Annotated in this window: 18 protein-coding genes; 8 read left to right on the top strand and 10 right to left on the bottom strand. The window is 71.7% G+C overall.

Features of this window, described 5'->3' with window-relative positions; translation table 11 throughout:
• Positions 1-66: 66 nt before the first annotated feature.
• The 3 genes from ABT085_RS21805 to ABT085_RS21795 form a co-directional block, all read right to left on the bottom strand.
• Entirely contained in the window at positions 67-543 is a 477-nt protein-coding gene (locus ABT085_RS21805) for a hypothetical protein (RefSeq protein ID WP_351610244.1), read from the bottom strand.
• Positions 544-551: 8 nt separating this feature from the next.
• Positions 552-7,103, bottom strand: a complete 6,552-nt coding sequence (locus ABT085_RS21800; RefSeq protein ID WP_351610241.1) for an RHS repeat-associated core domain-containing protein — start codon at positions 7,101-7,103, stop codon at positions 552-554.
• Positions 7,104-7,299: 196 nt separating this feature from the next.
• Positions 7,300-11,148 (bottom strand): laminin G domain-containing protein, encoded by a 3,849-nt coding sequence (locus ABT085_RS21795; RefSeq protein WP_351610239.1) that lies wholly within the window; start codon positions 11,146-11,148, stop codon positions 7,300-7,302.
• 631 nt (positions 11,149-11,779) lie between these two features.
• Here ABT085_RS21795 and ABT085_RS21790 point away from each other — a divergent pair.
• Positions 11,780-12,163 (top strand): hypothetical protein, encoded by a 384-nt coding sequence (locus tag ABT085_RS21790; protein WP_351610237.1) that lies wholly within the window; start codon positions 11,780-11,782, stop codon positions 12,161-12,163.
• 42 nt (positions 12,164-12,205) lie between these two features.
• On the opposite strand, the gene ABT085_RS21785 is transcribed toward ABT085_RS21790, so the two are convergent.
• The gene (locus ABT085_RS21785; protein ID WP_351610234.1) at positions 12,206-12,811 is read right to left on the bottom strand and encodes a hypothetical protein; all 606 of its coding nucleotides are present in this window, start codon (positions 12,809-12,811) and stop codon (positions 12,206-12,208) included.
• A gap of 238 nt (positions 12,812-13,049) precedes the next feature.
• The gene (locus tag ABT085_RS21780; RefSeq protein ID WP_351610232.1) at positions 13,050-14,243 is read right to left on the bottom strand and encodes an anhydro-N-acetylmuramic acid kinase; all 1,194 of its coding nucleotides are present in this window, start codon (positions 14,241-14,243) and stop codon (positions 13,050-13,052) included.
• A 675-nt stretch (positions 14,244-14,918) separates the two neighbouring features.
• Between ABT085_RS21780 and ABT085_RS21775 the strand changes: the two genes are divergently transcribed.
• The 4 genes from ABT085_RS21775 (at position 14,919) to ABT085_RS21760 (ending at position 17,779) form a co-directional block, all read left to right on the top strand.
• The gene (locus tag ABT085_RS21775; RefSeq protein ID WP_351610247.1) at positions 14,919-15,200 is read left to right on the top strand and encodes an SHOCT domain-containing protein; all 282 of its coding nucleotides are present in this window, start codon (positions 14,919-14,921) and stop codon (positions 15,198-15,200) included.
• A gap of 161 nt (positions 15,201-15,361) precedes the next feature.
• Complete coding sequence (locus ABT085_RS21770) at positions 15,362-16,360, top strand: Acg family FMN-binding oxidoreductase (protein WP_351610229.1); 999 nt, start codon at positions 15,362-15,364, stop codon at positions 16,358-16,360.
• Between the two features lie 80 nt (positions 16,361-16,440).
• Positions 16,441-16,728 carry a DUF1876 domain-containing protein gene (locus tag ABT085_RS21765; protein ID WP_351610227.1) on the top strand — a complete coding sequence of 96 codons (288 nt, stop codon included), beginning with the start codon at positions 16,441-16,443 and terminating at the stop codon, positions 16,726-16,728.
• 115 nt (positions 16,729-16,843) lie between these two features.
• Positions 16,844-17,779 (top strand): pyridoxamine 5'-phosphate oxidase family protein, encoded by a 936-nt coding sequence (locus ABT085_RS21760; protein ID WP_351610224.1) that lies wholly within the window; start codon positions 16,844-16,846, stop codon positions 17,777-17,779.
• Between the two features lie 54 nt (positions 17,780-17,833).
• On the opposite strand, the gene ABT085_RS21755 is transcribed toward ABT085_RS21760, so the two are convergent.
• Positions 17,834-18,904: a zinc-dependent alcohol dehydrogenase family protein gene (locus tag ABT085_RS21755; RefSeq protein ID WP_351610222.1), complete on the bottom strand. Its 1,071-nt coding sequence runs from the start codon at positions 18,902-18,904 to the stop codon at positions 17,834-17,836.
• Positions 18,905-19,064: 160 nt separating this feature from the next.
• Here ABT085_RS21755 and ABT085_RS21750 point away from each other — a divergent pair, with 160 nt between their 5' ends.
• Together ABT085_RS21750 and ABT085_RS21745 are read left to right on the top strand one after the other, a co-directional pair.
• Positions 19,065-19,436 carry a VOC family protein gene (locus ABT085_RS21750; RefSeq protein WP_351610220.1) on the top strand — a complete coding sequence of 124 codons (372 nt, stop codon included), beginning with the start codon at positions 19,065-19,067 and terminating at the stop codon, positions 19,434-19,436.
• 280 nt (positions 19,437-19,716) lie between these two features.
• Positions 19,717-20,454 (top strand): L,D-transpeptidase family protein, encoded by a 738-nt coding sequence (locus ABT085_RS21745; RefSeq protein WP_351610217.1) that lies wholly within the window; start codon positions 19,717-19,719, stop codon positions 20,452-20,454.
• A 112-nt stretch (positions 20,455-20,566) separates the two neighbouring features.
• Here ABT085_RS21745 and ABT085_RS21740 read toward each other — a convergent pair whose 3' ends face one another.
• Both ABT085_RS21740 and ABT085_RS21735 read right to left on the bottom strand, forming a co-directional pair.
• The gene (locus ABT085_RS21740) at positions 20,567-21,025 is read right to left on the bottom strand and encodes a Fur family transcriptional regulator (RefSeq protein WP_351610215.1); all 459 of its coding nucleotides are present in this window, start codon (positions 21,023-21,025) and stop codon (positions 20,567-20,569) included.
• Positions 21,026-21,108: 83 nt separating this feature from the next.
• Positions 21,109-21,345: a DUF2180 family protein gene (locus ABT085_RS21735; RefSeq protein ID WP_351610212.1), complete on the bottom strand. Its 237-nt coding sequence runs from the start codon at positions 21,343-21,345 to the stop codon at positions 21,109-21,111.
• A gap of 287 nt (positions 21,346-21,632) precedes the next feature.
• On the opposite strand from ABT085_RS21735, the gene ABT085_RS21730 reads away from it, so the two are divergent.
• A complete protein-coding gene (locus tag ABT085_RS21730; RefSeq protein ID WP_351610210.1) occupies positions 21,633-23,096 on the top strand; it encodes a 3-hydroxybutyrate oligomer hydrolase family protein in 1,464 nt (487 codons plus the stop codon).
• A 31-nt stretch (positions 23,097-23,127) separates the two neighbouring features.
• Here the strand turns inward: ABT085_RS21730 and ABT085_RS21725 are convergent, their stop codons facing one another.
• Entirely contained in the window at positions 23,128-23,892 is a 765-nt protein-coding gene (locus ABT085_RS21725) for an ABC transporter ATP-binding protein (RefSeq protein ID WP_351610208.1), read from the bottom strand.
• Positions 23,889-24,689 carry an ATP-binding cassette domain-containing protein gene (locus tag ABT085_RS21720; RefSeq protein WP_351610205.1) on the bottom strand — a complete coding sequence of 267 codons (801 nt, stop codon included), beginning with the start codon at positions 24,687-24,689 and terminating at the stop codon, positions 23,889-23,891. The genes ABT085_RS21725 and ABT085_RS21720 overlap by 4 nt, the downstream gene beginning before the upstream one ends.
• Between the last annotated feature and the right edge of the window lie 160 nt (positions 24,690-24,849).

The raw sequence follows: 24,849 nt of genomic DNA, 5'->3' as shown, positions 1-24,849 counted from the left end.
GTCGGGTTCAAAGCCGACCGCCTCGTTGAGGGCGTGCACGGCCCTGTTGCCGACGTCGGGTGGGCCTCAGCCGGCGAGGAACACCCGGCAGGTGCCCGACCTTTCGAAGACCGCCCCGGTGACCTTGGGGAGTTTCGATCCCTTCGCCCGGACGTAGGCCGGGCTGTCATCCAGCGTGAATCCCGCCTCCATCGCGTCCACCCGCACTTCCGAGGGGGTTTCCTTGCCTGCGGAGGCGAGTTGGTTGTCCCGGGTGAACGCCGGAACACCGTCACACGGCATCGTGAACTCGACCCCGAACGGGTATCCGTCCTCGGCCTTGAGGGCACCGTAGGCGATGTCCTCGGCCGCCTTGGGCAGGCGGACGTGGTAGTCGGACAGCGCCTGCTCAAGGCTGACATCGGCGAGGTCCGACTTGCCCTGGTGAGGGAACGGCTTCCTGTTCTCGCCGGCATGCAGGCCGCCGGGATCACAGGCAACCAGGCCGACGGCGAGCGCCATGCCGACGAACAGCACCAGAGTGCGTGGCAGTCGGTCGAACATGATCTCTCCTAGCCGATGTCGAACGTCTGGTGGCCGACGACATCGAAGTCGCGAGCCAGCCCCACCGAGTTCAGATGGGCCATGTCGTTCTGCTTCAGAGGCCTGAACGGACCGTAGCCGAGATCCTTCCGAGGCTTGCCGCCCCCGATGTTCCCCCAGTTGTATCTCTTGTACACGTCCACCGTGACGCTACCCGTGAGATGACCTCGCTGCATCTCCGTGTTTCCTCGCACCCGGTACTGGTAGCCGTTGAGCGCGAAGTAGTAGTCGTCGGCGTCGTGGCCCTTGTTCTCGCCCTTCTTCTTGGTGGCGACGCTGGTCTGCTGCCAGCCGCTGTCGAACGTGCCGAGCTTGATGTACGAACCGACGTCCTTGCGCATGAGGGAGAGGCTGTTCATCATGTCGGCGACATTGAGCTCGACCGTCTCCCCGCTGTTCTCCATCCAGTGTTCGAGGAGGCCGAAGCCGCGCTGCCACCCTCTCATCGCCACGTAGGACAGAGCCATGGAGCCGGCCATGAAGAACACGGACTTGTCGTGCGGGGTCGTCTTCAGCGTGCCCCACCCGGGGCGGTTGGCGTCTTCGGCCTGAACCTTGGGGTACTCGTAGGCCGGGCCGCCGGCCGGCATCTTGTTCGGGTCGAAGCCGGAGCAGTTGTTCGGGTTGCACAGGGAGCCGAAGCCCTGCTCGTTGGCGAGGTCCTGGCTGATGGGCGTCCCGCCCTTCTCCACGGGCTTGTTCATGGTGGGGTCGGCCCACCAGTTGTCCTTGCCGTCCGGGTCCCAGCCCATCAGCGGGCTGTTGTCGGCATAGGCGTACCCGTTGAGCGACTGGCCGTCGGAGGTGTCCAGCAGCGGGTCGACGCTGATGAACTGGCCGAGCAGCGGGTCGTACTCGCGGGCACCGACATGGGTGAGGCCGGTGGCGGCGTCGGCCGACTTGCCGAGGAACTTCTTGTCGTCGGGCCAGGTGGTCACCGCGGTGCCGCGGTCGGCGCCGAACGGGGTGGTGTAGCGCCTGGTGATGGCCTGGTCGGTGGCGGTCAGGGCGAGGCCCGCGGTGTTGTGCCGGTCGGCGGCGAGCCAGGTGAGGGTGGAGGTGCCGCTCTGGTTGGAGCGCACCGCCACCGTGGTGCCGCCCAGGCTGTAGCTGCGCTGGGCCCACTTCTTGCCGGTGACGGCGTTGTAGTGGACCTCGGTGGCACCGAGGTAGAGCACGCTCTCGCCGCCGGTGTTGCGGCGGACGAGGAGGTTGCCGTCGGTGTCGTAGATGTATCCGGTGGTGCTGGTGGTGGAGCCGGACGTCTCCTTCAGGCTGCCGAGCTTGCCTTCGGCGTCCCAGACCAGGGACTGGGTGGCGGTGCCGTCGGGGCGGGCGGTGGTGTCACCGGCGGCGTCGTAGCCGTAGGCCGCGGTGACTCCGGTGCACACGCCCGAGGCGGTCCCGGCGGGAGTGGCGGTCAGGGTGTGCGGCTGGGTGGTGCTGTTGTAGCAGTAGGTGCGTGAGGTCGTGGTGCCGGTGGTGCTGTGACTGGTCTCGGTGGTGCGCTGGCCGGCGGTGTTGTAGGCGTAGCTGGTCCAGTAGGGAGCGGGACCGCCGAGGTTGGCGCTGGTGCGGCCGGTGGCGGAGCAGTCGGCCGTCCTGGGCGTCCAGGCCTCGGTCAGGCGCTGGTAGCCGTCGTAGGCGAAGCACTGGTTGTCGGCGCTGCTCGTGCCACCGAGGGTGGTGGGGTCGGTGAGCGAGGTGACGTTGCCGGCCTGGTCGTAGTCGTAGTTGAGCTGCTGGAGCTGCCAGGCGTGGGTGTCGTCGGTGACCACCGACTGGGTCAGCCGGTCCGTGCCCTCGTCCCAGGTGTTGGACACGTACGCCTTCTTGACGCCCGCGGCCGCGGAGACCCCGAGGGTGAGCTGCTGGACCTTGTCGGTGGCGGTGAAGTCGCTCGCCAGGACGTAGCTCTGGGTGCCGCTGAGGGTGGCGGGCAGGCCGTAGTCGTTGTACCCGGTGTCGATGATCTCCTTCGGCAGGCCGCCGGCCGCCGGCTGGACGTCCTGGTTCTGGGCGCCGGTGATGTCGTAGTTGGCGCTGAAGGACAGGGTCGCCGACGGTACCGCTCCGGAGGTCACCATCGGGTCGTCACCGGGCAGCGTCAGCGTGGACTCCAGCGGGTTGTACAGGCTGTCGTAGCTGGTGACCTTGCGGGTGTAGGCGTGGACGGTGTCGGTGGCGCCGTTGGTGTACCGGGTCGACGACGACAGCTGGCCCTTGTAGCCGGCGGGGTCGTAGGCCAGGGCGGTCAGCTGGTTGGCCGGGGTCTGCTCCTCGGTGGTCGAGGTCAGGTCGGCGTCTGACGGCGCCTTGTAGGTGGCGGTGGGGCGGCGCAGCTTGTCGTAGGCGGTGATGACCACCCGGCCCGCGCCGTCCTTGGTCCAGGCCGGCAGGTCCCGGTTGTCGTAGCCGGTGGTCTCGGTGCCCTTGTCCGGGTCGGTGGACTTCACCTGGCGGCCGAACAGGTCGTACGTCCAGCTCCAGGCGCTGTTGTCCGGGCCGGTGACGGTCGCCTGCTTGTCGTCCAGGGTGTAGGAGAACTTCGTCGAGCTGTACGCGGTGCCGGTGGCGCCGCCGTAGGCCGCGTCGTCGGGTGAGGTGGTGGCGTACTGACGGGTCTCGACCGTGCGGCCGAGGGCGTCGGTGATCACGCGCTTCGCGGAGGCGCCCTGCACGGCCGTGGTGGCCGTGGAGTCACCGGTGTAGCTGGTGGTGGTGGACCGGCGCTGGACGCCGTAGGTGAAGAAGGTGCTGGTCACCGGGCGCTCGGCGCCGTCGAAGGTGGTCGCGGTCTGCTTGGCGGTGCCGCCGTACTCGGCGCGGGCGTAGGTGCCCGAGGGCGCGTTCTTGCTGTCGTAGACGTCCGCGTAGGTCTCGTAGGCCAGGCCGCGGCTGTCGTAGCGGGTGTCGGTCAGGATCCGGCCGCCCTCGGGGCTGCGCTTCTGCGTCTGGATGGGCCGCAGCTGGGCGTCGTAGATCGAGTAGACCGTCTCGTAGGTGTCGCCGTCCGCCTTGACGGCGCCGGTCGAGGTCCAGGACGGGGCGGTGTCGCTCATGCCGTAGTCGTAGACGTAGCTGGCGGGCTGGTCGCTGGTGCGGTTCGGCAGCCAGACGGCGGTGACCCGGCCGAGGGCGTCGTAGGTGGACTGGGTCTGCTTGTTGTTGATGTCGAAGGAGCGGATGACGTTGCCGCGGGCGGGCTCGTAGTAGGTGAAGGTCTTCTGGGTGGCCGCGTTGGTCTTGATGACCAGGGTCGGCGGACCGGCGGCGGGCGTGTAGGCCGTGGTGGTGGTGTAGTTCGCCGCGTCGGTGACGCTGGTCGGACGGCCGAGGGTGTCGTAGCCGGTCTTGGCCGTGGTCTGCCAGGCGGTCGGGGCGCGCTCCCCGCCGCTGACCGTCGCCGGGTAGGCGGCCGCCCGTCCGGTCCACGAGGCGTCGCCCAGGGTCGGCGTCTGGCTCGCGCTCCAGGCGGTGGCGGCGGTGTTGTCGTAGACGGTGGCGGTGTCGGAGAGCACGTCGCCGCGATCGGCGACCTTCGTGGGCAGGGTCAGCTGGTCCTCGCCGGTGGCGCAGGTGCGCCCGACGGTGCGGACGCGGGAGACGAGGCTGTTGATGCCCTTGGTGGTGTTGCGGGCGTACCAGGTACGGGTGCAGGTCTCGTCACCGCTCTTGGCGGTGTCGCCGGCGTCGTCCTCGGTGGCCTTCATGCCGTAGGCGTCGAAGGTGGTGGAGGTCGTGTGCGTGCGCCAGGAGTCCTTGGCCGTCAGATACGTCGACGTGGCGGTCCTGCCGGTCCGGACGAAGTAGGCCTCGGTGTCGGCGTAGGAGGCGTGCTGGGTGGAAGTCACCTTGGACCAGGGGTCGTTGACGGTCACTTCGACGGCCCGGCTGCCGTCGTAGGTGACCTGCTGCCAGGTGAAGCCGGCGTACTGCTCGCTGTCGGTCTGATCGGCGACGGTCAGGCCGGAGACGGCGACCGCCTTCACGCTGACGGACTTGCGGGCGGTGGGGTCGAGCTTGCCGTCCGAGCCCTGCATCCGGTCGCCGTTCATGCCCTGCATGAAGAGGGTCACCGTCTTGGACTTCACCGCGTCCGTGCCCTTGACGGCGGTCACCTTGCCGTAGCCGCGCCACTGCGACCAGGTCCGCTCGTCCTGCGGGGTGAGCGGGTTCTCGTCGTAGTGCCAGGCGGGGTCGGAATAGGTGTAGTCGGTCTCCGTGGTGGCGTTCTTGCCGGTGGGGTCGGTGGTGGTCACCGCCAGGACCCGGTACTTGTGGAACCAGTCCAGGCCGGCTTCCGCGGCGCCGTTGATGTGCCAGTACACCGGGTAGCAGGAGGCGTGGCCGTCGTCCTCGTCCGGGGTCTGGCCGCGCACGCACTCCGGGTCGGAGAGGGTCACGGTGGTCACCGCGCCGGTCTCGGAGACGATCGTACGGAGACGGGGCCGGTAGAGCGGCACGATGTCGTCGGTGCCGTCGACCCGGTTGGGCCGCTTGTCGTAGGTGAACGTCACCGGCGGCAGGGCGATGTCGCTGCCCGCCTTGCCGGTGCGCGTGACGGAGTCGAGGACCAGCACCTGGTCGGAGGTGTCGCCGAGGTCGCCGCCGTCGTAGAAGTGCTGGGTGAACGCCCAGGAGTCCACGGCGGTGTACGTGCTGTTCGCCGCGTCCCAGGCGAAGGAGTTCACCCCGGTCAGCCGCTTGCGGGTGAAGAAGGAGGGACTCTTGGAGTCGCAGTCGTCACCGTTCTTGCAGATGGAGTCGAACGGCACGTCGGGCCAGTGGTCGGCGGTGGAGTCCTTCAGGTCCGAGCAGTCCGCGGCGGTGCAGCGCTCGGCGTAGTCGAAGGTCACCTTGTGCGAGGCGGTGCCGGTGAACAGGGCGTCCTTGCGCTGACCGTAGAGGATCCTGGTGAGGTAGCCGCCGCGGGTGTAGTCGGCGGTGGCCGTGGTCGCCTTGTTCTTGGCGTAGGAGTTGGTCTCGGCGGTGTACCAGTACGACATCGCGTTGCCGTGCACGTCCTCGACGTAGTCGAGGTTCCACCGCCACGCCTGGGTCAGCGCGCGGTCGGCGAAGGCGGTGCCGTTGCTGTAGCCCGGCTCCCCGGAGTCGTCGCCGAAGACCGGTACGGTCCAGGTGGAGTTGGTGCGCTCGGTGCCGGCGCCGTCCAGCTTGTTCTGGCCGAAGACGTACTTGGTGCCGTTGCCGGTGGTGACCGTCCAGTACTCGCCGTCGTCGTCACCGTTGTCGGCGCCCGTGCCGTGGGTGACGGTCGAGGCGTCGTCGTCCTTCAGCCGCCAGGTGCCGGTGGTGTCGTCCTTGACCAGGGTCGTGGACCTGCCGTTCAGGACCAGGGAGGCGTTGTCGTACTTCCAGCACATGTCGAACTTCTCGTCCTGGCCGTCGTCGTCGCAGGAGCCGTAGGAACGCTCCACGTACGAGGCGGACGACAGGTCGAATCCCTCACCGACGATGCTGCCCTGGTTGTTGCTGTTGGCGGTCCGGCCGTCGATGGCGCCGGAGTCGTAGGAGAGGGTGATCGAGGGGGCGGGGCCGGCCGCCGGGGCCGGGGTGCCCATGGGGTAGGACCAGCTGAACGAGCCCGAGGAGCCCCCGGCCTGCCAGGTCGACGACGGGCTCAGCGGGGTGGCGGTGTACGCGCCCGAACCCGACGCCGACTCACCGGCGGCCGCGGCGAGCGCCACGACGGCGGTGGCGGGCGCCGCCTGGGCGGTCGTGGCGGCGGTGCCGGTCGTGGCGGCGGTGGCCGTCGGGGTGCGGACGGTCGTCACCTGGGCGGAGACGGTCCGGTCGCCGATGTCGTTGCGCGATCCGGCCAGCGGTGTCTCGGTGCGGCAGGAGGCCTTCTGCGGCGTGCTCAGCGCACACGCCGGCAACTGCACCAGGCGCAGCCGGCCGGCCCAGTCACCGCCGTAGGCCGAGGCGAACGACGAGTAGTCCACGTCCAGCCCGGTGGTACCGGCCCGGTCGGCGGTGACCGACAGCAGTACGCCCTTGATGCCGGCGGCGGCGGCCTCCTTGCGGCCGAGCACCTGCACGGTCGCCGCGGTCGAGGCCGGGGCGGCGGCCTTGTCCCTCGCCCTCTTCGCCTTGGCGCTGTCCTTGTCCTTGCCGGAAGGCGTGGTCGGCGCGGTGAGGGTGACCGGCAGGCCGCCGACCTCGGTGCGCCTGCCGCGGACGAGGCCGGCGCGGGCGGGGCTGGGCCAGGTGGCGTGCTGGGCGGCCAGGGCCTCGGCGCCCTCCGCCCGGTTGCGGGCCCGGGCCCCGGCCAGACGCGCCCGGGCCGCCTGCGCCGTGGCGGGGTCGGCCGGGACCATCCTGGCGCTGCGGGTCTTCGGTGTGTGGGGCCGGCCGAGCGCGTCGGCGGCCTGGGCCATCGGGGCCAGTCCGATCGGCACGCTCAGGGCGAGCACGAGTGACCCGACGGTCAGACGAAGGGTGCGGCTGACGGTGGCCGCGGGGCCGTTCCGTCGTCTGCGTGGACGCAAGAACATGGTGTTGGTTCCACTCCAAGGCATACGGAGGTGCACGGATGGTGCTGGAGAAGGCCGGCCCGCACGTGCAGGCCGGCGGTGAAGGAGCCCGGCGGACCGACGGGCCGGGGCTGCGGGGCATGGCACGGACACCCGTCGGGGCGGCCGCGGACACTGCTCGGGGCCCGGCCCGTTCGGCCGGGCCCCGAGCCCGCGGCTAGCCGCCGATCATGTTCTCCACCTGCATGTCGTTGGCGGGCGCCCCGACCCAGATCCGCAGATCGCTGATCTTCTCGGGCAGGTAGTTGCCCCACGCCTTGTTCACGTAGGCCCGGCCCGCGCTGAAGTCACCGCTGCCTGCGACCGCGGTGAAGGCGGTCGGTACGTCGTTGGGTGTGGCGTCCAAATACAGGCTGATCGTCCCGTCCTGGGCGTTGTAGGCGCCGGTCAGCCGGACGCGTTCGTCGGTCAGGGCCGCGCTGTCGGACGTGACGGCGGTGTAGGTCTTGCCGTCCGCCGCGAGGCGTCCGAAGCGCCAGTACCCGACGGGTACGTCCTTGAGGGTGCCGTCGTCCTGCGGGACCTGCTCGGTGCCGGTCTGGTTGAACCACAGGCCCCAGGCGGATCCGTCGGCGGTGCGCTGGCCGACGACCTGCCCGCTGTAGCCGGTGGCCTTCCTGGCCAGGGCGGCGCCGTCGAGTTCCACCTCGGTGGTCACGGTGAAGGAGCCGGTGTCGTCCACGACCGGGCCGGGCACGGTCGCCGCGTCGTCGACGCCGTCCAGCGGGATGGTCTCGCCGTCCAGCGTGGCGCCACCGGTGAGGGTGATCGGCCGGCCGCCGTAGCCGCTGACCGGGTCGGACAGGGTGGTGCCGCCGGCTCCGTCCGGGTTCCAGGCACCGACCAGTTCCACGGCGGTGCTCCCGGTGTCCGGGTCGATCAGTCCGGCTTCCTGGGCCATCTCACCGTCGCTCAGGGCCCGTTGGAAGACTGCGACCTCGTCGACACGGCCACGCCAGTAGCGCTCGAACCCGCCGCTGTAGCCGGAGCGTCCGACCTCCAGGACGCCGTCGCTGGTGGTCGGCTTGCCGGACGTCCCCAGCTCCATCGGGGAGCCCTGCGGACGGCCGTTGACATAGAGGGTGATGGTGCGGTCGGTGGCGTTGTAGACCCCGCCGACCTGGGTCCATGTCTTCAGGGGCACACCCGCGGCCGAGGCGTTGGCACCGACGTACTTGCGCACCCCGTTCTCGTACCAGGACCACAGGAACACCCAGCGCTGGACGCTTGAGGAGTAGTAGAGCGACCAGCCGGTGTTGTCGGAGTTCAGCTGGGAGGCGATCGTGCGGAAGTCGGAGCTGTCCGTCAGGAAGGCCCAGGTGGAGACCGAGAAGGAAGCCTGCATGTTGATCACGGGTGCCGAGGTGTCGGCCCAGGCGGTCTGGTTGGCGGCGACGGTGGAGTCCAGCCAGAAGGAGCGGTCCCCCTCGCCCCGGCGCGCCAGGGAGGACCAGCCGGCGCCGGCGGTGTGGAAGGTCAGGGCGTGCCGGGTGCCGGTCGTGGTCGCGGTGTCGGCGGCCGTGGTCACCCCGGAGCCGGGGGCCGCGTCGTCGAAGTGCCAGCGTCCGGTGGCGCCTTCGCCCTCGGCCACCTTGAACAGGAAGCTGGTGGTGGCACCGGGCCGTCCGGCGCCGACGTTGTCCTTGGCCCGGACCTGGAGGATCTGGGTGCCGGGCAGCTCGGGCGTGATCAGCTTGGTCGGTGCGGAGCCCGTGACGGAGTGCCAGGTGGGCCAGGTCGGCAGCCGGTACTCGTAGCCGGCGATGTCGGTGTCGCCGGAGGCGGGCTTGAAGTAGAAGTTCCCGCCCAGGCCGGGGCCGCCGCCTGCGGCGCAGGCGTTGGCGGTGCACAGGCTGTAGATGCCGTCGGTGGTGACGGTGGGCGCCTTCGGTGCGGTGGTGTCGACCTTGAAGTAGCACCAGCCCTTGGATGCCACCGAGCTGTGCGTCGACTCGATCATGTGGTCGTCGCCGCTCCAGTAGGACCGGGTCCACGACTGCATCCGGGCCAGGGTCCCGTCGGCGAAGGACACCGGCGAGGTCACCTGGACCTTGGCGTTGTCGGTGACGAACCCGCTGGACGGGCGCACCGGTTCGGTGGCGACGCTCCAGCTGCCGTCGGTGTTCTTCTTCTGCACCACGAAGTGGGCGCGCAGGGTCGCGCCGCTCTCACCGCCGGACTCCGTCTGCACGTTGGAGACGAAGTCGGGGGTCGGGTCCGAGATGATCGCCGGGTCCGACTCGGTGGTCTCACAGGTGGTGCCGCTGCCGGACAGGACGGCGGGACCGGTGGGCGGCCCGGGGACGCCGACGTAGTTCACGTCCAGGACCGCGTCGTCGTCGAAGCGCTTCCAGCCGTTGGGGTCGCCCTCGTCGCCGGCCTTGAGCATCAGCGTCAGCCGGGACATGTCCCCGGCCGCGAAGGACTGCACGGTCTTGGTCAGGTTCTCGTACGACTGGCTGGGGTCGTCGTTGAACTCGATCGGCTTCGCCGGCTGGCTCGGGTCGCAGGCGGAGCCGCGGCCCGCGGCGACCGTACGGTCGCCCATGACGTCCCAGTTGGCGGTGGGGCCGGGCCAGCGGGTGGAGGAGGAGATGTCACCGGTGCGCACCAGCTGCACCACGGTCGCCGTGCAGGACATCGACCAGCGCTCGGTCACCCGGAAGGTGGCGTCCAGCACCTTCTTGCCCTTCAGCGCGGACGGCGAGAACTCGAAGTACATGCGCTGCTTGTACGGGGTGCCGGTGGTGCAGGGGTAGCCGTAGCCGCCGGTGTAGTAGATGGAGCACAGGCCGACCCCCTTGCCCTCGTCTCCGCCGGTGAAGTTGTAGAAGGCGTCGCCGTCGGAGGAGAGCACCGTGCGCTCGGACTCCGACCAGGAGACGTCCGGGTCGATGTAGAGCGGGTAGACGGTCTTGTCGCCCTTGAGCCCGCCGGCGTCGGGTACGACGGTGATGGCGCTCTGGGTGGCCGACACGTCCAGCGGGACGGCGGTGGCGGCACCGCTCGGGCCCTCGGTGGGGTCGGTGACACCGGACTCGTCGCCCGCGCCCGCGGAGCCCGCCGCCGGGGTGCCCTCGGCCGTCACGGCGGCTCCGGACGTCACGGCGGCCCCGGACGTCACGGCGGTGGACTCCGCGGTGCCGGAGCGCACTGCGGAGGACCGCACGGCAGCGGACTTCGCGGCGGAGGACTTCACCGCGGGTGACTCGGCGGGTGACCCGGCGGGTGCGGGGGTGCCCGTCTCGCCGTCACGGCCGGTGGAGTCCCACTGCCGGGCCGTCGGTGCGCGGAAGACAGTGGCTCCGTTCTCGTCCACCGCCTGGAGCGACTGGCCCGCGCCCTCCCTGAGCACCAGGCCGTCGGCCTGTACCGGCAGCCGGAGCTCGGCCAGCGCCGGGTTCGCGGCGGCCTGGGCCGTCTTCACGACGAGGACCTCGCGATAGCCCTCGGTGGTCGCCGTCATCCGCAGGTCCACGTCCGGCAGCACGTCCGCGTAGACGGCCGAGTCGCCCTCCAGCGTGGGAACGGGCAGCGAACCGGTCCAGCCGACCGTCAGGGTGTGGCCGCCCTCGGCCATGCTCACCAGGTCCTTGCCGTCGCCCCCTCCGGAGAAGGACACCCCGGCCACCGCGGCCTTCGGGGCGACGCGGCCGTCGTCACGACGGACCAGCGTGGCGTCCGGCGTCGCCCACGCGCCGCCGGGCCGGGCCACCCGGACGGGGGTCACCGACTGCTTGAGGTTGAACGTGCTGCCGTCGGGATTGGCGTAGGTGGTCGAGTACTCGGTGCGCTCGGACACCACCTCGACCTGCTTTCCGGACTCCGCCGCCCGGGCGGCCGCCTGCGCCGCCGGCGAGGTCGCGGAGGCGGCGCTCTGCGCGGGAGCCGCGCCGGCGGGCGTGGGCGACAGGACGGGAAGTCCCGCCAGCACCAGTCCCGACAGCGCGCCGACGACCGCGACCCGGGTTCTGCGTCTGCGCCGTGCACGCGAGTACGCCGTCATTCCCCACTCCGTCATTCCCCACCGACCCCCTGGTCCGTCGGCGCACGCTTCGCCAAGGCCCCGGACGGGCCTCTTCGACAACGGCGCCATAGAAAACTCAGCAGAGGAAAGCGCGAAGCGGACGGAGCGTCAAATGACTTTGTGAGTAAGGAGATTGTCCGCAAACAAATCGGCCGGACAGATACAGACGCCGACTTTCGTTCCATGGACACTGAAACGGACGAAACATTCCGTCACCTCGCATCCACAGAGGAACCGGCACCTCCATTTGACTGCAGGACCTGCCGGGCCAACCAAGATCAATCACGTCCGGGTAAAAAGCCGGGTCCGGCACCGGGCGGCCCTCGATAAAACAGAGGCGTAAAATTCCGCATTTTGACATGCCGCCACCTCGGCACAGTCGTGCGTTCATGTTGAATGCGATCAAATTTCACCGTCGGCACGTCCACCGATGGCGGCCGGAGCACCCCGCATCGCGGGTTCACCAGTACGGAAAGCGAACCGGTGATGCGCGTGGGTCGATCCACATGCAGACTGGCGGTAGAGGTCCGACAGTGCTGCGACGGCGCGGACCCGGTCCGTGCCACCGGAGCGGAGAGGTCGCCACGACCTCGAGACGCCGGAGGTGTCCATGTCCCGTCCATCGATCTCCCGCCGGGTCAAGCTCGCCCTGGCGACCGGTACCGCCCTGCTGCTCGCCTGGGCCGTTCCCACCGCGGCCTGGCCCGCCGCGGGCGACGTACAGGTCGTACTCGGCCAGCCCGGGGAGGATTCCATCCTGCTCGCCCCGCGCGTGGTCGTGAACAACCCCCAGGACGGCCACTGTTACACCGTCCTCGAGCTGTTCCCCAACGCCCCCGAGGGCAACTACTTCCGCTCGGTGGGCAATTACACCATCAGGCCCGTCTCCGTGTACGAGAGCGGCAACTGCACCGGGACTCCGTTCGGCGGGTCGGCCCTGTCGTACGCCATAGGTGTGTCCGGCGCCCCGCTTCACTCCTTCAGGGTCGGCTGATCCCTTCCGCGGGAGCTCCGCACACGACTCCCGCATCGCGGGTCACGGTCGCAGCCCCGCGTGCCTGAGCGTGACCGCGGACAGCGCGGTGATGACCTCCTGATCCCCGCGCCGCCAGGCGTCCGCCAGGCCGCCGGGCGGTGCGGGGATCGCGGCGAGCGCACGCTGCGGCCCGGTGAGGGCGCGCAGGGCGAGCAGGTCCGCGCCGCCCGGCGCGTCGAGCAGACGGCGCGTGGTGGCGCTGCGCCTGATCCAGTGCAGCCGCGGCGGGAGCCACAGCACCAGGACGAAGGCCACCGGAAGGACGATCAGCGCCACCGCGGTCAGTGTGGCGACCTGTCCCACGGTGTCCTGCAACGACCGTCCGGCGTCGGACAGGCCGTTGCCGGCGTCGGCGGCGGCCAGGAGCGGCTTCTTCAGGGAGTCACCGACGAACGGCACCTTCGAGGCCGCGTCGCCGGCGTCGCCCAGACCGTCGGCGAGGGTGTCGCCCGCGGTCTGCGCCTTCTGTCCGGGCTCCGCCAGCAGCATGATCACGTGATGGACGGCCAGGGCGAACCGCACCGCGGCCGCGATCAGGACCACGGCGATCAGGTCCGCGAGCACCTGGCGGCTCCGACGCACTGGGGTCTGGGCATAAAGACGCATGCGCATGCTCCTGTTCCGGCGGTGACATCGGGACGGTCCGGCTCGGGCCGGGCGGGGTAGAGCGGTCGCAGTGACGGGATCGGGCCGGCGGCCCGGCCGTGCGTGGGCCGAGGGGCGGATCCGGGGCGCGGGTGTCCGCGTCCGCGAGCCGGGGCAGTCGAGCGGTGTTGTGTCGGATACCGATGGATGGTCCCGGGGGTGGTGGGAAGGACTCCTCGGACCATGGTGGCATTCCGGCTCAGCGGCCGGAAGTACGGCGCCCGGGGCCGATCCGCAGCACGCGGGGCGGGCGCGCGGCCGGTTCGGGCAGGCGCAGCGGCGAGCGGCCCGGGGTGATGGTGCCGAGCAGTGTCGCCCGCCGGGCTCCGGTGCCCGACGGAAGCGTGCCGGGCAGGCCGTGCACCGTGAGGAATCCCAGGATCGCGAAGGCCAACGCCTCCTTCGCGTCGGAGGGAAGGCCCAGCTCATGGCTGGGGCGCAGCGGCACACCGGGCAGCTCCTCGGCGATCATGCGCATCAGCACGGGGTTGCGCACCCCGCCGCCGGACACGACGAGCTGGGTGGCGCCATGGGCCCGGCACGCGTCGGCGACGGTGACCGCGGTCAGCCGGGTCAGGGTGGCCAGTACGTCGTCGGGCCGGGGGGCAGGCAGCACTGCCGCGAGGGCCCGTCGCAGATAGGGCAGATGGAAGTACTCCTTGCCGGTGGTCTTCGGGGCGGGCCTGCGGTAGTAGGGGTCGTCCAGCAGGACGCGGAGCAGCTCGGGACGGGTCCGGCCGGCCGCGGCCCCTCGCCCGTCCGCGTCGTAGGCATGGGTGCCACCGGTGAAGTGCCGTACGGCCGCGTCCAGGAGCGCGTTGGCGGGGCCGGTGTCGAAGGCCAGCGGGTCGGTGCCGGGCGCGAGAACGGTGACGTTGGCGATGCCCCCCAAGTTGAGTGCGGCGGGTGTGCCGGGCAGGCCGCGCAGCAGGAGGGTGTCGGTCATGCCCACCAGCGGGGCTCCCTGCCCGCCCGCCGCCACGTCCCTGCTGCGCAGGTCGGAGACGACCGGGAGGCCGGTGGCCTCGGCGATCCAGGCGGGCTGGCCGAGTTGCAGGCTGCCGTGCACGGCGCCGTCCTCGACCCAGTGGTAGAGCGTCTGGCCGTGCGAGACGACGAGGTCCGCCCTGCCGTCGCACACGTCGTGCACGGCGCGTTCGGCGGCGGCGGCGAAGGCCTGGCCGATGCGGGTGTCCAGGGTGCAGACGGCCCGGGTGGTCGTGGTGGCCGGCGGCAGCGTGGCGGCGATCAGGTCGCGCACGGTGTCGGGGTAGGGGGCGGACAGGTGCCCGAGCGGGTGCAGGTGCAGGACGTCACCGTCCAGGGCGAGGTCCGCGGCGGCGGCCTCGATGGCGTCGTAGGAGGTCCCCGACATCAGGCCGATCACCCGCACGGCAACTCCCCCGCCGTCCGCCACGCGGGCCGGGTGACGAGAGCCGGCCGCGGCGCAGGCACGGTCGGCCGTGACAGGAGCCGCGACAGCAACCCTGACCGGAGCGGTGGTTGTGAGCGGGGTCGCGGCCCGGTCGGCTGTTGCGGCGCGAGCAACCGGTGCGGTCCGGGCGACTGTTGCGGCGTGACCTGTGGGGCGGGTCGCGGCACGGGCTGCGACGGCGGGTGCGGCATGGCGTCTCCGTAGAAGAACGTCCGTGGCGGTCGGGGGAACGTCCGTGGCGGTCGGAGCGGGACGCGGCGAGGCACTGCGGGTGCTGTGCCGCGGTGCCCGCCCTGCAAGCGTGCCGTCCCTCCCGGCCGAGGGCCGCCGTGACACGGCCGGGATCCGTGCCCGGCCCGCCGTCTTCGGTGACCGGCTTCGGTGACCGGCTTCGGTGACCGGCTTCGGTGACCGGCTCCGACGGTTGGCCCGGATCCGTGCCCTGCCTGCCGTCGTCCGTGGTGGACGTCTCCGATGGTCCCGGTCATCCCCGCGAGGCCGGGACCATCGGCCCTGCGCACTGTGCCCGACGGCCCATGACGTGCGGCTACGGCGGGACGACAATGGAGGTGCGACGCCGGGAGGACGGGCGTGTGGCCCGGGTCCGGCAGCCGCCTGGAAGTGGGTGACGTGATGTTCTGGTACGGCCATGATCCCGGCGGATGGGGCTGGTTCGGCATGTCGGTCGGCATGATCCTCTTCTGGGTCGCCCTCATCACCGTCGGCGTTCTGCTGTTCCGGGCCCTGTCCCGGCCGTCCGGCACCGGACCGACGGATCACCTCCCCCCGAACCGGCCCTTCCCCGAGCAGCTGCTCGCCGAACGGTTCGCCCGCGGGGAGATCGACGAGGACGAGTACCACCGCCGTCTGGACGTCCTGCGCGGCAGCGGCGGTACCCGGCTCGACAAGGCCTGATCCGGCGTCCGCGAGGGTGCCCGCCGAGGCGCCCGGCGACGCCGTCGGACGGCCGCGCGTGGTCCGACCCCCGGTGCCATAGTGGGAAGAGCGCACAGGTGGAAGGCACGGAAGTCGCCTCCACGTGGACGAACGGTCGGCCCTGGAGGGAGGCAGGTCCGTTGTCGGTACGCACACTCGACGCGAGGACCGTGACGGCCCTGGTCGCGGACGCCACGGCCGCGCCCTCCATGCACAACGCCCAGCCGTGGAGGTTCCGCTTCCGGCGCGGGGACAGCGCCTTCGAGGTGTACGCGGACCTCGACCGCGCCATGCCGCACGCCGATCCCAGCACCCGCGCCCTGCACCTGGGCTGCGCCGCCGCCGTGTTCAATCTGCGCGTGGCCGCCGCGCACGCGGGCTGGGAGCCCGTCACCCGACTGCTGCCCGATCCGGCGGACCCCGCCCTGCTCGCCGAGGTACGGCTGGCCGGCCCCACGGCCGCCGCCGACGACGACCTCGCCGCGCTGTATCCGGCGATCCGCCGCCGCCACACCAGCCGTCATCCGTTCACGGACGAGGAGATTCCGCAGGCCGTCAAGGACACCCTGAGCGGTGCCGCCGTGCTGGAGGGCGCCCAGCTGGTGTTCCCCGGGGCGTGGCATGTCCGGACCCTGCTTCATCTGATCCAGGACGCCGAGGGGCGCGACGACCGGGACTCCGCCGCCGCCGAGGAACTGAGCCGCTGGATCCGCGTGGGCGCACCGGAGGCCGGACAGCCGGGCGACGGAGTGCCGGAGGAAGCCTTCGGCCCGCGAAAGCGCTTCGGCGCGGCACCCGTGCGTGACTTCGCGGGCCGGCACCCCGTGCCCGGCCGGGAGACCGCCGTCTTCGAGGAGACACCCCAGCTCGCCGTTCTGGGCACCCGGGACGACCGGCCGCGGGACTGGCTGGTGGCGGGCCAGGCGCTGGAGCGCGTACTGCTGCAGGCCACCCTCGACGGGCTCGCCACTTCCCTCACCTCGCATGCCCTCGAGTGGCCCGAGCTCCGCTGGACCGTACGCGACCCGGAATCCGCCATGGGTTTCGTCCAGATGGTCCTGCGGCTCGGCTACGGCCCCTCGGGGCCCGGGACGGCCCGGCGCCCCGTGGACGAGGTGCTCGACATCGAGGGCGACTGACCGCATGGCGTCGTCCTGCGTGTCCTACGAAGCCGGATTGTCAGTCCGGACGGAGCCGCATCGAGCCGAGGAGGAGAGCGATGTCGCATACGTTGGAATGGAAGGTCCGTATTCATCTGTACGAGGACGACGCGGGAACGACGAAGGCGGAGCTGCTGCTCGACACCGGCGCGGGCGAGCTCACCGCTCTGGGCACCGCGCACTGCAATCCCGCGGACGAGGACGTGCCGCGGATCGGCGACGAGCTCGCCGCGGGCCGGGGCCTGAGCGACCTGGCGCGGCAGCTGCTGAAGGCGGCCGAGCAGGACATCCAGGGCATGGGCACGCCACGGCCGGAGGACCAGCAGGTCGCCGGGTGGCCCGGCTGACCCAAGGCGGCGCACCGGCTCCCGGGCTCCGGGTGTCCGGGGCGATCAGCTCCTGCGCGCCGCCGCCGCGCGTGGCACGTTGGAAACAGCACCACTCTCAGGGAAGGGCGGCGTCATGAGGGCTCACGTCGGCGATCGGCTGGTCATCGATAACGTGACGACCGAGGGCACCAGACGCGACGGCCAGATCATCGGACTCCACCACGAGGACGGGACGCCGCCCTACGACGTGTGCTGGTCGGACACCGGCGAGGTGACCCTGGTGTTCCCCGGGCCCGATGCGCACATCCGCCCGCTCGAACACGGGCAGCCCCCACCCGCCCAGGATCCGCACCCGGCCGACGGGGGCGTCAGGGCAGCCGGGTACGAGGCCGCCGCACTGCGGGTTCCCCGCCCCGGTGACATCGGCCGACGCGTGATCGTCGAGCGCCGGAAACGGGGGCTCAGCCGCGAGGAGACGGCCCAGCGGGCCCGGATGTCCCCGGCCTATCTGCGGTACCTGGAGGAAGAGCCCGCCGACCCGGGGGTGGCGAGCCTGATCAGGCTCGCCGACGCACTGGGCACCACGGTGACCGCCCTGCGCGGCGCCGACGCGGATCTGCCTCCCGGCCAGGGTCACGCCCTGCTCCACCCCCAGCTGCAGGACCTCGACACGGAGGAGTGCCGTGCGCTGCTCTCCACCCACGGGGTGGGGCGCATCGCGGTGTGCGCACCCGACGGCCATCCCGCGGTCGTCCCGGTCAACTACGCGGTCGTCGACGACGCGATCGTCTTCCGGACCGCGCCGCACGCCACGCCCGCGGCGGCCGTCGGGGCGGAGGTCGCCTTCGAGGTCGACCACATGGACGAGGCCCTGAGCAGGGGCTGGAGCGTCCTCGCCGTGGGTCCCGCGAGCGCCGTGACGGCTCCCGACGCGGTACGCCGGCTCACCGAGCTGGCCCCCGGCACACCGTGGGCGGGCGGCGTGCGCGAGATGTGGGTGTCGATCCGGCTCGAACGCCTCACCGGCCGCCGCATCACCGCGGCCCCCGATGACCGCGGCCCCCGATGACCGCGGCTCCCGGATGACCGGGTGCGGCTCCGCCCCAGCCTGCTTCAGGACGCCTCAGGCCGCCCGTACGGCGACCTCGTCGTGCGACGGCTCCCCGAGGACCACTTTGAGGGCGCCGGTGTCGGTGGCGCGGGCGAAGACGTCGTACGCCTCCTCCATCTGGTCCGGCAGGAAGCTGTGCGTGACCAGCTGTGCCGTGGGCAGCCGGCCGGCCGCCGCCATGCGCAGCAGGGTGGGCGTGGAGTGGGTGTCCACCAGACCGGTGGTGATGGTGACGTTCCTGCTCCACAGGTCTTCGAGGTGCAGCACGGCGGGTGCGCCGTGGACGCCGATGTTGGCCACGCGGCCACCGGGCCGCACCATGCGCGTGCACAGCTCGAAGCTCTCCGGTACGCCGACCGCCTCGATGACCACGTCCGCGCCGAGCCCGTCGGTGAGATCGGCGACCAGCTGTTCGGGAACCTCGCCGGCGTCGGCCACGGCGTCGGCGCCCAGCCGTCTGGCGGCCTCGAGTCGCGATGCGGCCAGGTCGACGGCGATGATCCGCTCGGGGCCGAACAGACGTGCCGTGGCGATCGCCGCGAGGCCGATGGGACCGGCCCCGACGATGGCGACGGTGTCGCTCGGGCGGACGTGCCCTTTGCGGACGCCCACCTCGTACGCGGTCGGGAAGATGTCCGCGAGCAGGACGGCGTCCTTGCTCTCGACCACGCCGGGCAGGGCGTACACGGACAGGTCGGCGAAGGGGACGCGGACGTACTCGGCCTGGGTGCCGTCGATCAGGTGCCCCAGGATCCAGCCTCCGCCGCCCCGGCACTGGCCGTAGGCGCTCTCGCGGCAGTAGTGGCAGCGGCCGCAGGCGCTGATGCAGGAGACCAGGACCCGGTCGCCCGGACGGACGGTCCGCACATCGTCGCCCACCTCCACGATCTCGCCGACGGCCTCGTGCCCCAGGACCGTGCCGGGGCGTACCTCGGGCAGGTCGCCCTTGAGAATGTGCAGGTCGGTGCCGCAGATGGTGGTGGTGTCGACCCGCACGACGGCGTCGGTGGGCTCCTTGACCTCGGGGTCGGGGACATCCGACCAGGCGGACTGTCCCGGGCCGTGGAAGACGAAGCCTTTCATGGCGTCCCTCACCTTCCGTCGCTCGACTGACGAAAATGCCCTGCACTTCCATTCTGTCCGGCATTCGCCCGCTTCGTCACTCGTACGGCCGCGGAGGGGCCGGGAGCCGGCGGGCAGCGGTCCGGAACTCCCCCGTCGGCCGGTGGGCACAATGAGCGATATGCCTCTGTCGCTGCATCACATCGTCATCGACGCCCATGATCTGCCCTCGTTGGCCCGGTTCTGGGCCGGGGTACTGAACTGGCGGATCCTGTCCGAGCGCGAGCGGGAGGTGGTGATCGGGCCGGAGGAGTCCGGTCCGGTGGGCATCTGCTTCATGCCGGTGACGGATCGCAAGGTCGTCAAGAACCGGCTGCACCTCGACCTGACGTCCGCCGCCGAGGACCGGGAGGCGGAGATCGAACGCATCCTCGCGCTCGGCGCCCGCCGGGTGGACATCGGCCAGCGCGGCGACGAGTCGTGGACCGTACTGGCCGATCCGGAGGGCAACGAGTTCTGCGTGGTCCGCCCGAAGACGAGCCTGATCGCCTAGAGCCCCCGGTCCGAACCCGAATCCAAACTCGAATCCGAATCCGAATCAGAATCAGAACCCGAGTCGGAATCAGAACCCGAGTCGGAGTCAGAATCCGAGCCCGCATCAGATTCCGGCAACGACGCGTACGGTCAACGGTCTTGCGGGACGGCGATTAGGCCGGTTGCCCCGGTGCGGATGCGCCTCGTCCTCGTCGCGCCGCAGGATCCTGGACATGCGGACATTCCCTGGTACCCGATTTCCGTTTCGGCCGAGGCGGCGCGGCGGTGCGCGTCGGTCCATGTCCACGGCCCTCGCCTGCGGCGTCCTGCTCGCGGGAACCGTGGCCTGCGCCGGCGCCGCCGAGCGGCCGGGCCCCGGCGGAGCACCGGGGCACAGTCTCCCGACGGCAGGTTCACCCCGCCCCGCGGCGGATTCACCCCGTCCGGCCGCGGACCTGCGCCCGGCGGGCATCGGCGAGCGGATGTGGCAACAGGTCCCGGCCGCCACCCGTCAGCTGGTCGTCGTCTACGGCGACGACCGGGACTCGCCCGACGGCCTCGTCGCGCTCTACGAGAAACAGGGCACGACCTGGGAACGGACGGGCAGTTGGCCCGCCCACAACGGCAGGAGGGGCTGGACGGCGGACCATCGCATGGGCGACGAGCGCACCCCCGCCGGGGTGTTCACGCTGACCGACGCGGGAGGCGCACGCCGGGATCCGGGCAGCCGGCTGCGGTACTGGTACGACGACCACGCCTACGCGTCCATGCAGATCCAGACCGCGGCGCACGCCCATGACTTCGACTACGTCATCGCCGTCGACTACAACCGGCGCAAGGGCGTCCCGCCCTTCGACTGGTCCCGGCCCGACGGTGTGGAGCGGGGAGGCGGCATCTGGCTGCACCTCGACCACGGTGACGGTACGTCGGGGTGTGTCACCCTCCCCGAGTCGGGGATGCGGACACTGCTGCACACCCTCGATCCCGAGAACCTTCCGGTCGTGGTGATGGGAGACCGGGAACGCCTGGAGAGCTGACGTCCGCGGGTCCGGACCACGGACCGGCAGCCGCGGACACGATGGCGGGTGGTCACGCGGATGCGGACGCGGTGGCAGGTGGTCGCACGGATGCGGACGCGGTGGCGGGTGCTCACGCCGATACGGTTCCGGCCGTGCTCCCGGCCGATGCCTGCCGGCACTCCTCGCACATCCCCCACCAGGTGATCTCGGCCTCGTCGACGGTGAAACCCCGTTCCTGCACCGGGGCGAGGCACGGAGCCGACCCCACGGCGCAGTCGATGTCCTCGATGCGGCCGCAGCCGCGGCAGACCAGGTGATGGTGGTTGTCGCCGACCCGGAGCTCGTAGCGGGCGGGGGAACCCGCCGGTTCGATGCAGCGCACGAGCCGCGCCCCGGCCAGGTCGTCCAGGACGTTGTAGAGACCCTGGCGCGAGAGTCCGCCGCCGGAGGACCCGGCCGCGCCGATCCTCGTCTCCAGGTCGGCCGCCGTGGAGTGCGGGTGGCCGCGCAGCGCGGTCAGGACGGCTCGCCGCTGTGCCGTACTGCGCAGTCCCTTGCTCCTGAGCAGGTCGTCCGCCGACTGCTCCATGCCCGGCTCACACTCCTCGCGTCCGTCGCGTCCCGTTCGTCACCGTACAGCCCGTGTCGCCCCGGCCGGGGCGTCCGGGGCAGTCAGCGGGCGAGCTCGGCCGTGCGGCAGGTGGCGCAGACCAGGCGCCGGGCCGCTACGGGGCTGGTCCGCGGCACGACACCGACGGACCGCTGGACACCGGCGCCCACGACACGGGCGTGATCACGGCAGACGAACAGGCCGCAGCCGGTGCAGGCGCCGATGCCGGCCGTCGTACCGCTCCCGTCCTCGGTGCAGTCGAAGCAGTGCATGGTGAACTCCGTCGGTGGTCGGCCCACGTGAAGTGAGTGGTTCGAGTGACTGGCGCCGCCCGGCGGCAGACCGGGGCGATCGCGCCGGTGCGCACGGGACGTGCGGGGAATCGGACACCGATGCGGGACATCTCCCGCCGGCCGTCCGGTGACGACAGCCTAGCCCGCTAGTTTGGACAGAGTCAAAACTAGCCGTTGCCCATGGTGTCCGGCGCTTCAGTCCGGACCGCCGACGTGGTGGGCCCGCACATGTTCGCCACGGTGATCGCGCCTCTAGCCTCCCGCCAGTCCCCCACTCGACCCGGAGGAATCGGATGCCCGCAGCGCACATCGTCACCGCTCCGCCCCGTGAACGTCCCGGACGGCCCGGACGTCGTACCGCCCTCGGCGCGCTGTCGCTCGCGGCCGTGTGCGCGCTCCTGCCCACGGCCGCGCCTGCCGCCGGTGCGCAGGGGACGCCCGAGGGCCACTGCGCGGCGCGCGCCCTGATCCGCGTACCGGGCGCGGCCCGCCAGCAGGCCGACTGCCTGGAGGAGCTGACCACGGCCGGAACAGTGGCCTCCGGCCATACCGACCCGGCCGACTTCGCGGGACTCACCCCCCGGGACCTGCCCACGCCCCGTGGCGTTCCGGGCATCCAGATCGACGGCTACTTCCCCGACTCCTCGACCACGAACACCAACCACGGCTGGAACCACGACGCGCAGTTCGTCATCCGGCTGCCCGACCACTGGAACGGCGGGCTGGTGGTCTCCGGGACGCCCGGCAACCGCGAGCAGTACGCCAACGACCGCGCGATCTCCGACTGGGTGCTCTCCCGCGGCTACGCCTACGCCGCCACCGACAAGGGCAACACCGGACTCGCCTTCTACCGCGACGGCCGCAGACCCGGCGACGCCATCGCCGAGTGGAACAGCCGCCTGACCCAGCTCACCCGGGCCGCCCGCACGGTCGTCGCGCAGCGCTACCACCGGCCCCCGGACCGCACCGTCGCCACGGGCATCTCCAACGGCGGCTATCTGGTGCGCTGGCAGCTGGAGAACCACCCCGAGCTGTACGACGGCGGAGTGGACTGGGAGGGCACCCTGTGGCGCGCAGACGGCCCCAACCTGCTCACCTTCCTGCCGTCCGCGCTGCGCGCCTACCCCGTGTACGCCGCCGGCGGCCCCGGCGCCGCGGAGGCGCTGGAGGCCATGCACCGGGCCGGGTACCCGGCGGGCTCCGAGTTCCTGTGGCCGTACCACGAGCAGGTCTACTGGGACCTGACCCAGCGCATCTACCGCGAGGAACTCGACCCCGGCTTCGACGGGGCCACCGAGGCGGGCACCCCGTTCTGCGCCCCGGGCACCCCGGGCTGCGACGCCGACTACTCCTACGCCACCCGGCCGGAGCAGGTGCACCGTGCCGTCGGCCGCATCGCCCTGACCGGCCGGATCGGCAAGCCGCTCATCACCGTGCAGGGCACCCTCGACGTGCTGCTGCCCATCGGCCGGGACTCCGACGTCTACGCCCGCATGGTGCGCGAAGCCGGGCGCGGTGCGCTGCTGCGCTACTACCGGATCGAGGACGGTACGCACACGGACTCGCTCGTCGACGTCTTCCCGGACCGGCTGCGCCCCATGGTCCCCTGCCATCGCTCCGCGTTCACCGCGCTGGAACGGTGGCTGCGCGGGGACGGCGTGCCGCCCGCGGATCACACGGTCCTGCGGCCGGCCGGAGCGGATCCCGCGACCCTGCTGACCGACTGCCCGCTGGGCCGGACGGTGTCGTCCGGCTGACGGGCCGACGGCGGGCCGGGGTTCGTCCGGGTCAGACCGGCAGGCGCGGCACGCTGTCGATCAGGCGGCGGGTGTACGGGTGTTCCGGGGCGCCCAGCACCTGCCGGGTGTCGCCCTGTTCGACCAGGCGGCCCCGCTCCAGGACGGCGGTGCGCTCGCAGAGGGAGGCGACGACCGACAGGTCGTGGGAGACCATCACCAGAGTCAGCTGCCGCTCCTCCTTGAGCTCGGCGAGCAGGTCGACGACCTTCACCCGGGTCGTGATGTCGAGGGCGCTGACGGGTTCGTCGGCGAGCAGCACGCGCGGGTCGCAGACGATGGCGCGGGCGATGGCGATGCGCTGGCGCTGGCCCCCGGAGAACTCGTGCGGGTAGCGCTCGCCGGCGTCGGCGGGCAGGCCGACCCGCTCCAGCGCCGCGGCCACCTTCGGCGCGGCACTCGCCCGGGTGTCCAGGCCGAGGGAGCGCAGCGGTTCCGCGACGATCGCGGCGACGCGCCGGCTGGGGTCGAGGGAGGAGTACGGGTCCTGGAACACGCACTGGACGCTGCGCCGGAAGCGGCGCATCTGCCGCCGGTCGCGCGGGGACAGCGGATCGCCGTCGAAGCGGACCGTGCCGGCGGTGGGGCGGGCGAGTCCCAGCAGCAGCCGCAGCAGGGTGGTCTTGCCCGCGCCGGACTCGCCGACGAGGGCCAGGGACTGCCCCGGCTCGACGGCGAGGGACACGTCCTGTACGACGTCGGCCGCGGCCCCTCGGTAGCGCACGGCCACGTCCGTCAGTTCCAGCACGGGTGTCATCGCGCGCTCCTCAGGTCCAGGGCGGACTCCAGCTTGCGGGCGCCCGCGACGAGCGCCTTGGTGTAGGCGGCCCGCGGCGCGCCGACGACGTCCAGGACGGGGCCTTCCTCGACGGCCCGTCCGTCCTTCATGACCAGGGCGCGGTCGGTGACCTCGGCGACGACGGCGAGGTCGTGGCTGACGAACAGCACGGCCATCTCCCGTTCGCGTACGAGGGTGTCGAGGAGTTCGAGCATCTCGGCCTGCACGGACACGTCGAGCGCGGTGGTGGGCTCGTCTGCGATGAGCAGGCTCGGCTCGCAGGCGAGGGCCATGGCCAGGGCGACGCGCTGGCGCTGGCCGCCGGAGATCTCGTGCGGGAAGGCGCGGGCGATCCGCCCGGGCTCGGGCAGCCGTACCCGCAGCAGCGCCTCGGTGACGGCGGTGCGCAGGTTGCGGCCGCGCAGGCCGGTGCGGCGGGCCAGCGGCTCGGCGATCTGGCGGCCCACCCGCATCAGCGGGTCGAGGGCGGTCAGGGGCTCCTGGAAGACCACGGCCGCGTCCCGTCCCCGGACCGCGGTGAGCCGCTTCTCGGCGGCCCCGACGATCTGTGTGCCGGCCAGCTCCACGCTGCCGGTCGCGGTCATGCCGTCGGGCAGCAGGCCCAGTACGGCGAGCGTGGTCAGGGACTTGCCGGAGCCGGACTCGCCGATCAGGCCGAGCCGTTCGCCGCTGTCGATGCCGAAGGTGAGGTCGTCGACCAGGATGCGCCCGTCGTCGGTGCGCACGGTCAGGCCGCGTACGTCGAGCAGGGTCATGACCGCCTCCGGCGGGTCGCCGGGTCGAGGGTGTCGCGCAGTCCGTCGGCGACGAGGTTGACCCCGACGACGAGGACCACGAGCAGGATGCCGGGGGCGAGCGCGCCGGCGGGGGCGGTGGTGAAGGTGGCCTGGGCCTCCTGGAGCATGCGGCCCCAGG

The sequence above is a fragment of the Streptomyces sp. NPDC002265 genome (assembly GCF_040296125.1).
Classification (GTDB): domain Bacteria; phylum Actinomycetota; class Actinomycetes; order Streptomycetales; family Streptomycetaceae; genus Streptomyces.
Note: the sequence above shows the minus strand (reverse complement) of the source record. Positions and strands in the feature narration are given on the sequence as shown.